Here is a 15807-nt window from a genome sequence, read left to right as displayed (position 1 = left end):
CCAGGCGCTTCGGTAAGATTTGGACTTACAGGGAGCGCTGGATCGTCTCCACGCGGTAACACTCGATGACGTCACCGGCGCGCATGTCGTGATAGTTCTCGAAGGCCATGCCGCATTCCTGACCGGACTGGACTTCCTTCACTTCGTCCTTGAAGCGCTTCAGCGTCGACAGCTTGCCTTCGTGCACGACGACGTTGTCGCGGATCAGGCGCACGTTGGCGCCGCGTTCCACGGTGCCGTCGGTGACGCGGCAGCCGGCGACCTTGCCGACCTTGGAGATGTTGAAGATCTCCAGGATCGCGGCATTGCCGAGCATGGTTTCCCGCAGGGTCGGCGCGAGCAGGCCGCTCATGGCCTTCTTCACGTCGTCCACGAGGTCGTAGATGATGTTGTAGTAGCGGATCTCGATGCCGTTGCGCTTGGCGGCCGCAGCGGCCTCCTTGTTCGCACGAACCGAGAAGCCGATGATCGCGGCGTTGAAGCCCTCCGCGAGCGTCACGTCCGATTCCGAGATGCCGCCGACACCCGCATGCAGGATGCGCGCGGCGACTTCGTCGGTGCCGAGCTTCTCCAGCGAGCCGAGGATCGCTTCCAGCGAGCCCTGCACGTCGGCCTTGATGATCAGCGGGAATTCCTTGCGGCCCGCCGTCTTCAACTGCGACATCATCTGCTCGAGCGAGCCGCGCATGCCGGAGATCGAGGCAGCCGCGTTCTCGCGCTTCTGGTGCGCGCGGTAGCTGGTGACCTGGCGGGCGCGGGCTTCGTTCTCGACCACGGCGAGACGATCGCCGGCTTCCGGCGGACCGTTGAAGCCGAGCACCTCGACCGGCACGGATGGACCTGCCTCCTGCACCGTCTCGCCCTGATCCGAGATCAGCGCGCGGACGCGGCCCATTTCGGCGCCGGCGACGATGATGTCACCGACACGGAGCGTGCCGCGCTGGACCAGAACGGTCGCGACCGGACCGCGGCCACGATCGAGCTTGGCTTCGATCACGGTGCCTTCGGCCGGACGATCCGAATTGGTCTTGAGGTCGAGGATGTCGGCCTGGAGCGCGATCATCTCGAGCAGCTTGTCGAGATTCGTCTTGTTCTTCGCCGACACTTCGACATCGACGACTTCGCCGCCGAAGGATTCGACCTGCACCTCGTGCTGGAGCAGCTCGGTGCGCACGCGCTCGGGCTTGGCGTCGGGCTTGTCGATCTTGTTGATGGCAACAATGATCGGCACCCGCGCCGCCTTGGCGTGGTTGATGGCTTCGATCGTCTGCGGCATCACGCCGTCGTCGGCCGCAACCACCAGCACGACGATGTCGGTCACCTTGGCGCCGCGCGCGCGCATCGCGGTGAACGCGGCGTGGCCGGGCGTGTCGATGAAGGTGATCTTCTTGCCGCTTTCGGGCGACAGCACCTGATAGGCGCCGATATGCTGGGTGATGCCGCCGGCTTCGCCGGAGACCACGTTGGCATGACGAAGCGCATCGAGCAGCGAGGTCTTGCCGTGGTCGACGTGACCCATCACCGTCACCACCGGCGAGCGCGGCTCGGTGTCGGTCGAATCCTCGATGGCGTCGAACAGGCCTTCTTCAACGTCGGACGCGGCAACGCGCTTGACGGTGTGACCAAGCTCCTCGGCGATCAGCTGCGCAGTGTCGGCATCGATCACGTCGGTGATCTTGTGGATCGCGCCCTGCTTCATCAGCATGCGGATGATTTCCACCGCGCGCTCCGACATGCGGTTGGCGAGCTCCTGGATGGTGATCGCTTCCGGAATGACCACCTCGCGGATGAGCTTTTCCTTCGGCTCGTTCGCGGCATGGCCCTTCAGGCGCTGGGTGCGGCGGCGGAACGAGGCGATCGAGCGCTCGCGGACGTCGTCGGCATTGAAGGCGGTGACGACCGTCAGGCGGCCGCGCTCCTTCTGCGGGCCGGGCTTGTGGGTGGGCTTGGGAGCGACCACAGGCCGCGCAGTGCCGCCGGGGCCGCGACGGATCTGGCGCGGACCGTCGTCCTCGTCCGGTCCGGCTGCGACGGCGGGGGCGCGGCCCACCGGGCCTCCCGGCCGCTGCGTGGTCGTTCCGGGTCGCGCGGTCGTTGTTCCCGGGCGTGCCGTGGTGGTTGTGCCGGGTCGCGCCATCGGCGCTCCGGGCCGCGCTGCAGGAGCGGCCGAGGTCCCCGTTGCAGGGCGCGCCACAGATTGCGGCTGCTCGCCTTCGCCAAAACGCTTCTTGGCCTCGGTTTCGGCCTTCCGCTTGGCTTCCTCCTCGTGACGGTGACGCTCCTCCTCGGCCTTGCGGCGGGCTTCGGCGGCCTCACGATCAGCACGCTCGGCGCTTTCGCGGACCGCGCGGCGCTGGGCCTCTTCCTCGGCATGGCGGCGCTCTTCGACTTCGCGCACCTTGGCATCGGCCAGCGCGCTGGCGCGGGCGGAACGTTCGTCCTCGGTCAGCGTGCGCAGCACCACGCCGGAGCCGGCGTTGCGCGGCGGCGCGGGGCGTGCCGGGGCAGGCTTGGGCGCGGCGGCCGGCGCGGGCTTCGCCACTTCGGCCACCTGCGGTTCAGGGCTGCCGTCGACACGGCGCTTGCCACGCTTCTCGACCACGACCTGCTTGCTACGGCCATGACTGAAGCTCTGGCGCACGGTGCCCGTTTCGACGCGCGGCTTGAGCGATAGCGTCTTGCTCGGAACGCTCAGCTTCTTGTCGCCAGGGGTCTTGGTATCAACCATTAAGCAGTCCTAATCCTGATCTTGTTGTCTTGTGCGTTGCCGCACCGTGCTATCGGGTGGTCGTTGTCTCTCAGAATCCTGGCCGGGCTTTTCGGCAGTCCTGTCAGCGTCCGCCATCCGGTATCGGACCAGCATCTGGCTACGTGACAGGAATGACTTGCTCGCCGGGCCCGCGAGCAGGGCAGCATGTATCACATTTGACCGGGTAAGTGCCAAATCCAATTCTGTCGATTTTAGTGCAGTGACGACGGGAATCTCCGGCTTGGCGCCGCGATTTCCCTCATTTTGACGCGCCAGCATGTCCAATTTGCGGATTCCGTCCGCGGCCCCGTCGCTGGCATGGATCAGGACCTCGACCGTACCCTCCCGAAGCGCGCTTTCGACCTTGCCGAAACCGGCGACGATCTGGCGCGCCTTGGCCGCAATCCCAAGGGCTTCGACCACGCTCCGGACCAGGAGCGCCTCGAGGTCGGCGGGAAACGTCTGAGGGATGCGCAGCTCGCGCTTGAAGGCTTTCGTAAAATGGTGACGCCGAACGGCTTCCGCAACCACCTCGCGCGAGGCGGTGACCCACATGCCGCGTCCGGGCAGCTTGCGCTTGAGATCGGGAACTATGTGCCCTTGCGGCGAGACGACGAAGCGGATCAGCTCGTCGATCGGCCGGACCTCGCGGCTGACCGCACACATCCGCACGGTCGCGGACCTTTCGGTCCGCGGTCCATGGTCGAGTTCGGGGTCAGTATCGGCGAGCATCCGGGTGACATCCTCCTTCGCCCTAAGCCGGCTGATCTTCGGTCGCCTCGGCCTCTTCAGCAGGCTTGGCGAGATCGGCCTCGGTGATCCATCCGGCCTTGACGCGGGCCTGCATGATCATCGCTTCAGCATCGTCACGGGAGATCTCCAGGCCATCGAGCGCGCCCGGATATTTGGTCTGCTCGCCGCCTTCCTTGCGCTCGGTCCAGCCGACCAGATCGTCCGTGGCGCAACCGGCGAGGTCGTCGACCGTCTTGATGTCGTTCTCGCCGAACTTCACCAGCATCTTCGAGGTGACGCCGGGCACGTCCTTCACGGCGTCCTCGACGCCGAGTTCCTTGCGCCTGGCCTCGAGCTCGGCTTCCAGCTGTTCGAGATATTCCCGGGCGCGGTTCTGGAGTTCCTGCGCGGTCTCCTCGTCGAAACCTTCGATGCCGGCGAGTTCCTTGACGTCCACCATCGCGAGTTCCTCGACCGACGTGAAGCCTTCGGACGCCAGCAACTGGCCGACCACTTCGTCGACATTGAGCGATTCCATGAAGACGCGGGTGGAGTTCTCGAAGTCGGCCTGGCGGCGCTCCGATTCCTCCTGCTCGGTCAGGATGTCGATGTCCCAGCCGGTGAGCTGCGAGGCCAGACGCACATTCTGGCCGCGGCGGCCGATCGCCAGCGAGAGCTGGTTGTTGGTGTCGGGCACGACGACCTCGATGCGCTCGCGGTCTTCGTCGATGACGACCTTGGAGACTTCGGCCGGCGCCAGCGCGTTGACCACGAAGGTCGCGATGTCGGGCGACCAGGGGATGATGTCGATCTTCTCGCCCTGCAATTCGTTCACCACCGCCTGCACGCGCGAACCGCGCATACCGACGCAGGCGCCGACCGGATCGACCGAGGAATCACGAGAAATCACGCCGATTTTTGCGCGCGAGCCGGGATCGCGGGCGACCGCCTTGATCTCGACGATGCCGTCATAGATCTCGGGCACTTCCTGCGCGAACAGCTTTGCCATGAACTGCGGATGGGTGCGGGAGAGGAAGATCTGCGGCCCGCGGGTCTCGCGGCGGACATCGAAGATGTAGGCGCGGACGCGGTCGCCGTTGCGGAACACTTCGCGCGGCAGCATCTCGTCGCGGCGGATGATGGCCTCGCCGCGGCCGAGATCGACGATCACACTGCCATATTCGACGCGCTTGACGACGCCGTTGACGATGTCGCCGATGCGGTCCTTGAATTCCATATATTGCCGGTCGCGCTCGGCTTCGCGCACCTTTTGCACGATCACCTGCTTGGCGGATTGCGCGGCGATGCGGCCATATTCCAGCGGCGGCAGGGTGTCGGCGATGGTGTCGCCGACCTGGGCACCGGGATTGGCGCGCTGCGCATCCACCAGCGAAATCTGGTTGGAATGGTTTTCGACCGTCTCGACCACCAGCATGTGGCGCGACAGCCGCAGCTCGCCCTTCTTCGGGTCGATCTCGGCGTGAACGTCGGTCTCGCTGCCGTAGCGGGCCCGCGCCGCCTTGGCGATGGCATCCTCCATCGCCGCGATGACGATGCCGCGGTCGATCGATTTCTCGCGCGCAACGGCGTCGGCGATCTGAAGCAATTCAAGTCGATTGGCGCTGACTGCCATGGCTAGTCTCCTTCGTCAGGATCGATTTCGCCCCGTCGCGCGCGTTCGGCGGCCAGGCGATGTTTCTTGGTATTGGTCGGAGCCGGCTTCTTCGTCGCGGCCGGCGTCGGTTTCTTAGTCGGCTTGGTGTTCTTGGTCGTTTTTTCGCTGATGCTGGCGTGCGGCGCCGCCGGCGGCTCGAGGCCGAGATTGCGGCGCATTTCGCGGGCCTGGGCCTTGCCGCGGCGCATGGATTCCGCGATCAGCTCGTCCGTCAGCACCAGCCGTGCCTCGGCGATGTCTTCCATCGTCAGGAGAACGTCGGCAGCCTCGCCCGCCTTGATGTCGTCGCGATGCAGATGCACGCGGTCGCCTTCGACGGGGCCGATCGTGCCGCGGAACCGCTTCCGCCCCTCATGGGCGACAGCCATTTCGACCTTCACCAGATGGCCGGCATAACGCTCGAAATCGGAGCGGCGCACCAGCGGGCGGTCGATCCCCGGTGAGGAGATTTCCAGCCGATAGGCGCGATCGACGGGATCGGCGACGTCGAGCACGGGCGACAGTGCCCGCGAGATCGCCTCGCAATCCTCGATCTGCATCGAGCCGTCCGGCCGCTCTGCCATAACCTGCACGGTGCAGCCGGATTCCCCGGAAATGCGGATCCGCACCAGGCGGTAGCCCATGCCTTCGAGCACCGGCCCCGCGACCGCGGACACCCGCGCCGCGACGCCCGGCTCGACCACGAGCCTCGGCTCGGCCAGCAATTCGGCATCCGTGGAACCAGGGTTCGGTTCGGTCATGTCAGAGGTCAAGGCGCTCGGTATGGTTAAGGCTTGGTTAAGCTTTCAAGCCCGCTTCGGAACTCTCCCGACAGATCGGCGGGCCGCACATCTTCCACCAGGCCGCGTTCAGGTAATAAAAAAGAGCGGGTCCTTTCGGGCCCACTCTCACTACGCGGATCGTATGAGAAGATGAATTGCCGGTGATATAGCCCTTTCCGCCCTCTCGGACAAGGCCCATTGCACGGCGCGCGAGGCTTTTTGCGCCCGCTGTGCGGCCCGCTGGCGCAACGCTTCCTTCACCTCCAAGGCCTAGATTCCCTGATTGTGGGGCGGCTTGGACCAGGGCGTACCCGCGGCGTGCCCCCTACGAGTTTGCGTTTTCATGACCGTTGCCACGTCGCTCATTCCCGGACTGGACGATATCGTCAAACGCGGCGACCCGCGGCGTCGCGGCGAGATCGCGCATGCCATTTCCCAACTGTTCTTTCAGGACGCCGAGAACCTCCGTCCCGATGTCATCGATCTCTTCGACAATCTGCTGATCGATCTCGTCCCGCATGCCGAGCTCGCCTCGCGCGTCGATCTCGCCGAACGCTTCTCGCGCCTGAACAACGCGCCGCGGCGTCTCGTGAGCGAGCTCGCGCGCGAAAACGAAATCGCGGTGGCGGGCCCCGTGCTGCGCCATTCGCCCGTGCTCGACGACGCCGCTCTCGTCGAAATCGCGCGACTGAAGGGCCAGGGACATCTGCTGGCGATGAGCGAACGCCCCACGCTGTCGGCTGTCATCACCGACGTGCTGGTCGAGCGCGGCGATCGCGACGTGGTGCGCCGCGCCGCGGGCAATGCCGGCGCGGTGTTCTCGCTTGGCAGCTATTCGGAGCTGATCAAGCGTGCCGCGCAGGATGGCGTGCTGACGCTCAGGATCGGCCAGCGCAGCGATCTTTCGGGTGAGAACCTGAAACAGCTTCTCGACGGTACGCTCGACGTCATCCGCCGTCGCCTCTCGAGCGTGGTCAATCCCGTGCGCCAGGTCGAGATCACGCGCGCCATGGCGGCCATCGAGGAAGCCACGCTGCCGCCGGGCCCGCGTCGCGATTTCTCGGGAGCGCAACGTACGGTGCTGGCCTTGCATCGCGGGGGCCATCTTGGCGAGAGCGCGCTGTTTGGCTTCGCGAAGGCCTACAAATACGAGGAGGCGATCGCTTCGCTCTCGGCGATGTCCGGAGTCCGCCTCTCGGTCCTCGACCGCCTGATCACGGGCGACCGCTACGATCCAATCCTGGTTCTGGGGCGTGTGCTGAATGTCAGCTGGCCGACGGTGCGGGCGCTGATCCTGATGTGGCACGGCCCGAATCGCACGCCAGCCGATGCCGATCTTGAGCAGGCGCGCGCGAATTTCACGCGCTTGATGCCGACGACCGCCGAGCGCGTCGTGAATTTCTGGCGCAACCGGCAGACGATCTAGACCCGCCTGAACCGCAGATACGCCGCCTTGCGCCCCTCGCGCGTGGCCTTTCGGCCGTAGCGCGTCATCGTGTATCCGGCCCACGGCAGGCGAAAATCATCGGCGCGCTCCGCGAGCCAGACAAAGTCCTGCGAGCGCGACAGATGCGACAGCGTCCAGGCGCAGTAATCGTCGATGTCGCAGACGAAACGAAATTCGGCGCCGGCTTTCAGCACGCGCGCCATCGCGGCGATGGTCCGGTCCTGGACGAAGCGCCGCTTCCAGTGCCGCCGTTTCGGCCAGGGATCGGGATGGATCAGGTCAATCCGCGACAGCGAAGCTTCCGGCAGCCAGGCCAGGAGCTCGGCGGCATCGCCTGCGAACAGGCGGATGTTGCCGATCTCGGCGGCCTCGATCTGCGCGAGGATCTTCGCCATGCCGTTGACGTAAGGCTCGCAGCCAATGAAGCCGGTTGTGGCGAAGGTCTGCGCTTCCGCCGCAAGATGCTCGCCGCCGCCGAAGCCGATCTCGAGCCGCAAATCGTCGGCTGCGGGGGCGAAGATCTCGCGGGCATCCGCCGGTGCTGCGCGGTCGATGGCGAGCGCAAGACGCGGCAGCAGATGATCGATCAGCTCGGCCTGGTGCTGCCTGAGCTTGTGGCCCTTGCGGCGTCCGAAGAAGGCGCGCTCGCTGTCCTCGCGATCCGGATCTGATTTGCGCTCACTCATCGTAGCGTCTGGTAGAGGCGGTGGAGCAGCCGCGCGCGCGGTGCGAGCGACGAGACATAGAGCTGCTCATAATGGGTGTGCGCGCCCTTGCCGTCGACGCCGAGCCCGTCGAGCGTCGCGGTGTGGGCGGCGGTGAAATTGCCGTCCGAGCCGCCGCCGGTGTGAACGTCCACCAGATCGAAGCCGATCTCCGTGGCAACCGTCTTTGCATGTTCGTACAGCGAAGCGCCTGCATTGCTCTTCTCGTAAGGCGGACGATTGAGCCCGCCCGTGACCTTGACGGTGACGCCATCTGTCTTCGATGTCAAAGCGAGGATCTTGCCGACGAATTCATCCGCGTCCTTGAAGCTCGGCACGCGCAGATCGATTTCAGCATAGGCTTCTTCCGGCGTCACGTTGGGCCGCGTGCCGCCGCGCACCACGCCGACATTGACGGTGACGCCGCGCGCCAGATCGTTCATCGCCTCCAGCGCCAGGATGACGTTGGCAAGCTCGCGGATCGCGCTGCGGCCATCCTGGGGCCGCGTGCCGGCATGCGCGGGCACGCCCTTGATGAACACTTCGAATCGCCCGACGCCCTTGCGACCGGTGACGATCTTGCCGCCCTCGCGCGCCGGCTCCGTCACCAGCACGTACTTCGCCTTGCGCCCTTCGGTCTCGATGAGTGCGCGAGAGGTGGGGCTGCCGATCTCCTCGTCCGAAGTGAACAGATGGGTGATGCCGAGCGGCCGGCGATCGGCCGTGGCGCAAAGCGCGCGAAAGGCGTGGTGGGCGATGTAGGCGCCGCCCTTCATGTCGTAGATGCCGGGACCGAACGCGCTGTCGCCTTCGACCTTGAACGGCAGGCGCTCGATGAATCCCATGGGGTGAACGGTATCGAGGTGGCTCAGCACCAGGATGCCCGGCCGGTCCTGGCCCCAGGTCGAGCGCGCCACGAGATGATCGCCGCAACCATCGACACCGGCGATGCGCTCGAGCGTAACAGGGAGATCGCGGTATTGCTCCGCGACCATCGAGACGAGCTTGTTGACCTGTTCAGGCGTGTCCGTTGGCGTCTCGACCTCCACCCAGCGGCGGATGCCATCGAGAATAGTTTGAGAATCGAACCAATTGGAGCTGGCCATGGGCGCATCTGTGCCTTTGAATCGCATCATCAAGGAGGACGCGCATCAAAGCGCGGCCACAAATGACGACATAGGCCAGATTTGACGCAGTCTCAAATCGGATTGAGATGGCGCGTCAGCGCTTGTCGGGGCCTTCGCGGGCCGCAATCTGCTCGACGAGATCGACGATCGAGCGGCGCATCTTCGAATCGGTGATTCGGGTGAACGCCTTGGTCAAAGCGAGTCCTTCGGAAGTCGCGAGGAAATCCGAGACGTAAGACGGCGATGCGCCTTCTGCGAAGCCGTCCGGCCCCGCCACGCCGCTCGGACCGCCCTCGAACAGGAAGGACACCGGCACCTGGAGAATTTCGGCAATTTGCTGGATGCGGCTCGCGCCGACCCGGTTTGTGCCCTTCTCGTATTTCTGAACTTGTTGGAAAGTCAGGCCCAAAGCTTCACCGAGCTTTTCCTGGCTCATGCCCAACATGATGCGGCGCATCCGCACGCGACTGCCGACATATTTGTCAACAGGGTTGGGCGCTTTCGACATTTCCTCAGCCCTCCAAACATCACCTTCGGCGCAATCAGGAATGCCTGAGGTGTAAGCAACGTCAAAATCAGACCCTGTTATTGGGAAACATTGCGGAGAAATTTAGCAATACCCACTGTCTTTTGCAGCCGGTGCAGAATGAGGAGGCCGCGTGCAGTCTGTCAACCGTGGGACTACGGTTGTCAAAAGCTATCGGCCGCGGCTGCGTGATCAGGGACGCCGTTTGGCAACACGTCGGCGGACCGCCAGAAACACGGCGAGCGCGACAAACATGGCCGCGGGGACATCGCCCACGCGCGCATAGATAGTCGGCGGGATCGCGGCGGGCAGATTTGCATCCAAAATGCCTTCGATCCCGAGACCGAGGCTGGCGACGATGCGTCCCACCGGATCGATCACTGCGGAAACGCCGGTATTGGCGGAGCGAACTAGCGGCAATCCGAGCTCGATCGCGCGCATCCGCGCCTGTTCGAGGTGTTGGTAGGGACCGGTCGAAATTCCGAACCAACCGTCATTGGTGAGATTCACGATCCAGCCCGGACGTTCATTGCGTCCGGCCACCTCGCCGGGAAAGATTGCTTCGTAGCAGATCAGCGGCAGCGCGGACGGCGCGCCGGGGACCGGCAGCGCATGGCGCACGGTGCCGGCAATGAAGCCGCCGCGCACACGCGTGAGTTGCTCGAAACCGAGCTTCTCCATCAGGCCCTGGTAGGGAAGAAACTCGCCGAACGGCACCAAATGCAGCTTGTCGTACATAGAGAGCACGCTGCCGTCGTGGTCGATCACGTAGATCGAATTATAGGCGCGTGTGATCGGCGTGCCCCGCGGCAGGTCGGGCGCGCGGACAGAGCCCGTGATCAGCACCGTGCCCTTGGGCAGAAGCTCCGCGATTTGCGCCATCGCATCGGCTTCGCGAGTCAGGAAGAACGGAAAGGCGGATTCCGGCCAGATCAGGATGGTGGCATCGCGCACGCCGGTCGATTGCGGTCCGGAGGCGCGGTCCGACAAGGCCAGATATTTCTTCATCACCTCCGCCTTGGCGGCGTAGTTGAATTTCGCGTCCTGCTGGAGATCCGGCTGCATCAGGCGCAATTTGGGGCCCGCGACCATCGTGGTCGGATGCAGCGACAGGCGGATCGCGCCGAAGATACTCATGACCAGCAGGAGCGCCAGGGCCGCGGCCGGTGCGCGCCACGCCAGGCGGCGATCGGGCGTGCGGTCGATCAGCGCCGCGGGGCTTGCGAAGATCGCAACCGTCAGGAACGTCATGCCCCACAGGCCGATCAGCGACGCCGTTTGTGCCAGCGGCAGCGGCTCGGACAGCGCATAGCCGAACGCGTTCCAGGGAAAGCCGGTCAGCGCATGACCCCGCAGCCATTCCGTGATGGTGAGGCTTGCCGCGAGCGCAAGCACGCGCGTCGCGTTCTTGGTCCAGAGCAGGCGGGCGAGCGCAAAGCCCATTGCCGTGAAGATCGACAGATAGGCCGGCAGGCCCAGCACGGCGAACGGCGTCAGCCAGGCGAATACATCGGCGTCGACGAAGAAGGCGTAGCCGATCCAGTAGAGGCCGGGCACGAAATAGCCGAGGCCGAACCAGTAGCCGGTAAGCGCCGCGGCGGGGACGCCGCGATATCGTCCGGCGCCGGCGCCGTCGATCAGCCAGGCCAACACCGGGAAGGTGATGAACAGTACCGGGAAGGCGTTGAACGGCGCCAGCGCCAGCACCGAGAGCGCGCCGGCAGCCATCGCGACGAGCGCGCGCTTCCATCCCCAGGTCAGGATGATGGCAAGCGCGATCTGGCGAAATCGCTGGAAAGGGCTCACTGCGGACCGGTCCCGTCGCTTGGCGGCGGGGTGGGCGTGTCGCTGGCCGTCGGCTGGCTGCCATCCGGCGCAGCCTCGCGGCGCCGGCTCTCGCGCTGGGTGCGCGGCGCGGGACGCTCCTTTCGCGTCGAGATCCGCAGTCGCTTGACCCGGCGCGGATCGGCATCGAGCACCTCGATCTCGTAATGGCCGGGGCCCGAGATCACCTCGCCGCGCACCGGCAGGCGCCCGACGAAGCTGACGAGATAGCCGCCCAGCGTCTCCACTTCCTCGCCGGCCTCGCCGGTGACGAAGTCCTCGCCGATCACGGTGCGGACGTCGTCGAGGCTGGCGCGGGCGTCGGCGATGAAGGCGTTGTCGGGCAACCGCACGATCGAGGGCGGCTCGTCGCTGTCATGCTCGTCGTCGATCTCGCCGACGATCTGCTCGACGATGTCCTCGAGCGAGACCAGGCCGTCGCTGCCGCCATATTCGTCGACCACCAGCGCCAGATGGATGCGGGTGGCCTGCATCTGCGCAAGCAGGTCGATCGCCCGCATCGACGGCGGCACGTAGAGCAGCTTGCGGATGATGCGCGCTTCCTCGAGCGGCAGCGCGAGATCGACCGTACGCAGATCGAGCCCGGCCGGCAGCGGTTTCTTGCGCTTGGTTTTCGTGACCCCCGACACGCGCGCACGCGCGGTCATGAAGGCGAGCAGATCGCGGATATGGACGATGCCGACGGGATCGTCGAGCGTCTCGTTGTAGACCACGAGGCGCGAATGGCCGGCGCTCTCGAAACGGTCCATCAACTCGCCGAGCGGGATGTCGCGCTTGACCGCGACGATGTCGGCGCGATGCACCATGACGTCGGCGATGCGACGCTCGTGCAGGCCGAGGATGTTGCGCAGCATGGTGCGCTCGACCGTCGAGAAGCCGGTGTCGTCGGGCGTCGTGGCGTCGAGCACGACCTGGAGGTCGTCGCGCACCGAACCTGCCTTCCAGCCGAACAGGCTGCGAATGGCACGCAGCAGCCAGCCCTCCGCGGTCGGGCGCATCACCTCGCCTGAGGTCACCACGACCGGTAAATTGGCCGTGTTGCGCGGATTGTCGTGAGTCGGGTCCGAATCCGGCATCTCAATGCGTCCCTGGGCGGTCGGCATAGGGGTCGGGAATGCCGAGATGAGCCAGGATCTCTCGTTCGAGCGCTTCCATTTCCTCGGCGTCGTCTTCGTTTTCGTGGTCGTAGCCGACCAGATGCAGGAAACCGTGCACGGCGAGATGGCTCAAATGATGATCGAACGGCTTTTGTTCCTCGTCCGCCTCACGCCGCATGGTCTCGTAGGCGATCGCGATGTCGCCCAGCATGCGCGGCGCATCGCCAGGCTTCCAGTCGCCTTCCGGCTGCAGCGCGGGAAACGACAGCACGTTGGTCGGCTTGTCGATGCCGCGCCAGTTGCTGTTCAGGGTGCGGATGCCGGCATCATCGGTCAGCATCACCGCCACTTCCGCCTCCGCAACGTCTTCGTCGACATTCTCGGCGGCGGCCGCCACGGCGCGCTGGATCACGGCTTCGGATTCGGGCTCCCGCTGCCAGCAATCGGCGACGACGAGGACCTCGGTGATGGGAAGGTTGGGGTGTGACATTGTCCTTGTTCCGAACGAAGGGGCGCCGTGTCCGCGCCCATATGGTCCGGTTGCTGTCTCGTCAGGATTTACCGGCGGCCGGCCGCTGCGGCGACCCTTCGTAGGCGGAGACGATCCGCGCCACGAGCTCGTGGCGGATCACGTCTTCGGCCTTGAAATGAACTTGCGCAATGCCTTCGACGCCGCTCAGCAGGCGCGTCGCCTCGGCGAGGCCCGAGGTCTGGCCGTTCGGCAAGTCGATCTGCGAGGGATCGCCGGTGACGATCATGCGGCTGTTCTCGCCAAGGCGGGTCAAGAACATCTTCATCTGCATGGACGTGGTGTTTTGCGCCTCGTCCAGGATGATGGCCGCGTTGGTCAGCGTGCGACCGCGCATGAAGGCGAGTGGCGCGATCTCGATCTCGCCGGTCTGCAGCGCGCGCTCGACAATGCGCGCGTCCATCAGGTCATAGAGCGCGTCGTAGATCGGGCGGAGATAAGGATCGACCTTCTCGCGGAGATCGCCGGGCAAAAAGCCGAGCCGCTCGCCGGCTTCCACCGCCGGGCGCGACAGGATGATCTTGTCGACTTCCTTGCGCTCGAATAGCTGCGCGGCATGCGCGACCGCGAGCCAGGTCTTGCCGGTGCCGGCGGGGCCGATGCCGAACACCAGCTCGTGGCGCTTCAGCGCGCGGATATAGGAATCCTGCGCCGCCGTGCGCGCACGCACCGGGCGCTTGCGCAGATTGATGCTGTCGAAGGTGGATTTGGCCGACTTGGCATCGAACTCGAACAGCGAGCCCTGCGCGATCACGGCACGGATCGCGCCCTCGACCTCGCCCTGGTCGAGATCCTGTCCCTTCACGGCCTGGGCGTAGAGCGTCTCCAGCACCCGGCGCGCGGCATCGCAGCCGTCGCGCGAGCCGCCAATCGTGATGTGGTTGCCCTTGGAATCGACGACGACGCCAAGCCGCCGTTCGATCTGTGCCAGATGCTGGCCATAAGGGCCAACTAGCGCGGACGCGGCGCGGTTGTCGTCGAAATCGATGACGACCTGGGTCTCGGGCGGAACCTGCATGTCGCGGTCAAATTTGCGGCTGGGAGCGATGGAAGAAGACGAATCCGATGCGCTTTTGGGCAAGGGTTCAGGCTCCAGTGGCGATGGGCGATAAAGCGGGCTCGTGCGCCATGGCGAGCTCACCGAGGAAGCTGTAGCGTTCGAGACTGTCGATCCGGACCGGCAGGATCTTTCCGATGATGTCCGGGGAGGCCATCACATGCGCGGGCTGGAGGAAGGCGGTGCGGCCGACGATCTGGCCGTCCTTGCGGGCCGGGCGCTCGAACAGCACATCGACCGTTGAGCCAATCGCAGCCTTGTTGAAGGCCGATTGCTGGCTGTCGATCAGTTCCTGGAGCCGCTCCAATCGCTGGTCCATCTCGGAGGGGGACACCGTCTCCTGCATGTCCGCGGCCGGCGTTCCCGGCCGGGCGGAGTATTTGAACGAATATGCCGCAGCGTAGCCGATTTGCGTGACAAGCGCGAGGGTCGCGAGAAAATCTTGCTCGCTCTCGCCGGGGAAGCCGACGATAAAATCTGATGAGAAAGCAATGTCTTGGCGTGCGGACCGGAAACGGTCGACGACACGCCGATAATCATCGGCGGTATGTTTCCGGTTCATGGCAGCCAGAATCCGGTCCGAGCCCGACTGCACCGGCAGGTGCACGAACGGCATCAAGGCATGGAGATCGCGATGGGCTGCAATCAGACTGTCATCGACATCGCGCGGATGGCTGGTCGAATAACGCAGCCGCGCGACGCCCGGGAGCGCCGCGAGGTGCTCCAGCAGCCTGCCGAGCGGCCAGCTTTTTCCGTCCGGTCCCTCGCCGTGATAGGCGTTGACGTTCTGTCCGATCAGCGTGAGCTCGCGCACGCCGTTCTCGGTGAGCCGCTTCACGTCGTCGACGATCTTTGTCACCGGCCGCGAGACTTCCGAGCCACGCGTGTAAGGCACGACGCAGAAGGTGCAGAACTTGTCGCAGCCTTCCTGCACCGTGACGAAAGCGGAAATGCCGCGGGCGCGGATCGCGCCGGGCTTGGGCTGGGCCAGGAAGCCGAACTTGGTCTGAGCCGGGAATTCGGTCTCGATGGCGCGGCCTTCATTGCCGGCGCGCTTCAACAGCTGCGGCAAATGATGATAGCTCTGCGGTCCCACCACGACGTCGACCGCGGGTGCACGGCGCACGATCTCCTCGCCCTCGGCCTGTGCCACGCAGCCTGCGACCGCGATCTGCATGGTACGCCCGTCGCGCGCGGCGGCGTCCTTGGCGACGCGCAGGCGGCCGAGCTCCGAATAGACCTTTTCCGAGGCCTTCTCGCGGATATGGCAGGTGTTGAGGATGACGAGGTCGGCGTCATCAGCGCTGGCCGTCTCCACGAATCCTTCCGGGGCCAGCGTGTCCACCATGCGCTGGGCATCGTAGACGTTCATCTGGCAGCCATATGATTTGATGTGCAGCTTGCGCGGCGGCGTCATGGAATCCGGAATTGAGGTGGAGGACCGCCCTCAGATATAGGCTGGGGAGGCGAAAATCCAGCGATTGGCGCCCTTTGGGCTGTCATTCCGGGGCGAGCGCTGGCGGGAAGTGCGGAATCCCGCCAAAACCTCGGGATTCCG

The 15807-nt window shown here is 65.2% G+C and carries 13 protein-coding genes; 1 reads left to right on the top strand and 12 read right to left on the bottom strand.

Features of this window, described 5'->3' with window-relative positions; genetic code table 11:
- Positions 1 to 25: 25 nt before the first annotated feature.
- The 4 genes from infB to rimP are packed head-to-tail and all read right to left on the bottom strand — an operon-like array spanning position 26 to position 5896.
- Positions 26 to 2728 (bottom strand): translation initiation factor IF-2, encoded by a 2703-nt coding sequence (gene infB / locus IVB19_RS36350; protein ID WP_247820846.1) that lies wholly within the window; start codon positions 2726 to 2728, stop codon positions 26 to 28.
- Positions 2729 to 2737: 9 nt separating this feature from the next.
- A complete protein-coding gene (locus IVB19_RS36345) occupies positions 2738 to 3481 on the bottom strand; it encodes an RNA-binding protein (RefSeq protein WP_247820845.1) in 744 nt (247 codons plus the stop codon).
- A 22-nt stretch (positions 3482 to 3503) separates the two neighbouring features.
- Entirely contained in the window at positions 3504 to 5114 is a 1611-nt protein-coding gene (gene nusA, locus IVB19_RS36340; RefSeq protein WP_007603900.1) for a transcription termination factor NusA, read from the bottom strand.
- Between the two features lie 2 nt (positions 5115 to 5116).
- The gene (gene rimP / locus IVB19_RS36335; protein ID WP_018455800.1) at positions 5117 to 5896 is read right to left on the bottom strand and encodes a ribosome maturation factor RimP; all 780 of its coding nucleotides are present in this window, start codon (positions 5894 to 5896) and stop codon (positions 5117 to 5119) included.
- Positions 5897 to 6260: 364 nt separating this feature from the next.
- Between rimP and IVB19_RS36330 the strand changes: the two genes are divergently transcribed.
- Positions 6261 to 7343, top strand: coding sequence for a DUF2336 domain-containing protein (locus tag IVB19_RS36330; RefSeq protein ID WP_018455801.1), 1083 nt, complete (start codon positions 6261 to 6263; stop codon positions 7341 to 7343).
- Here IVB19_RS36330 and trmB read toward each other — a convergent pair.
- The 8 genes from trmB to miaB all read right to left on the bottom strand — a co-directional run bounded on the left by trmB (position 7340) and on the right by miaB (position 15666).
- Entirely contained in the window at positions 7340 to 8050 is a 711-nt protein-coding gene (trmB, locus tag IVB19_RS36325; RefSeq protein ID WP_018455802.1) for a tRNA (guanine(46)-N(7))-methyltransferase TrmB, read from the bottom strand. The two genes, IVB19_RS36330 and trmB, sit on opposite strands and share 4 nt — an antisense overlap.
- Positions 8047 to 9204 (bottom strand): M20 family metallopeptidase, encoded by a 1158-nt coding sequence (locus tag IVB19_RS36320; protein WP_026233029.1) that lies wholly within the window; start codon positions 9202 to 9204, stop codon positions 8047 to 8049. Before IVB19_RS36320 ends, trmB begins: the two co-directional genes overlap by 4 nt.
- An 85-nt stretch (positions 9205 to 9289) precedes the next feature.
- Entirely contained in the window at positions 9290 to 9703 is a 414-nt protein-coding gene (locus tag IVB19_RS36315; protein ID WP_007598327.1) for a helix-turn-helix domain-containing protein, read from the bottom strand.
- Positions 9704 to 9913: 210 nt separating this feature from the next.
- The gene (gene lnt, locus IVB19_RS36310; RefSeq protein WP_247820843.1) at positions 9914 to 11527 is read right to left on the bottom strand and encodes an apolipoprotein N-acyltransferase; all 1614 of its coding nucleotides are present in this window, start codon (positions 11525 to 11527) and stop codon (positions 9914 to 9916) included.
- Positions 11524 to 12642 carry a hemolysin family protein gene (locus tag IVB19_RS36305; protein ID WP_026233030.1) on the bottom strand — a complete coding sequence of 373 codons (1119 nt, stop codon included), beginning with the start codon at positions 12640 to 12642 and terminating at the stop codon, positions 11524 to 11526. The genes lnt and IVB19_RS36305 overlap by 4 nt, the downstream gene beginning before the upstream one ends.
- A 1-nt stretch (position 12643) precedes the next feature.
- Positions 12644 to 13153, bottom strand: a complete 510-nt coding sequence (ybeY, locus tag IVB19_RS36300; RefSeq protein WP_018455806.1) for an rRNA maturation RNase YbeY — start codon at positions 13151 to 13153, stop codon at positions 12644 to 12646.
- Between the two features lie 61 nt (positions 13154 to 13214).
- Positions 13215 to 14273 carry a PhoH family protein gene (locus tag IVB19_RS36295; RefSeq protein ID WP_081747794.1) on the bottom strand — a complete coding sequence of 353 codons (1059 nt, stop codon included), beginning with the start codon at positions 14271 to 14273 and terminating at the stop codon, positions 13215 to 13217.
- A 4-nt stretch (positions 14274 to 14277) separates the two neighbouring features.
- Positions 14278 to 15666, bottom strand: coding sequence for a tRNA (N6-isopentenyl adenosine(37)-C2)-methylthiotransferase MiaB (miaB, locus tag IVB19_RS36290; protein ID WP_247820839.1), 1389 nt, complete (start codon positions 15664 to 15666; stop codon positions 14278 to 14280).
- Positions 15667 to 15807: the final 141 nt, after the last annotated feature.

This window comes from Bradyrhizobium sp. 187, from assembly GCF_023101005.1.
Taxonomy (GTDB): domain Bacteria; phylum Pseudomonadota; class Alphaproteobacteria; order Rhizobiales; family Xanthobacteraceae; genus Bradyrhizobium; species Bradyrhizobium canariense_D.
The sequence above is the reverse complement of the archived record's forward strand: the minus strand, read 5'-3'. Positions and strand labels throughout refer to the sequence as shown.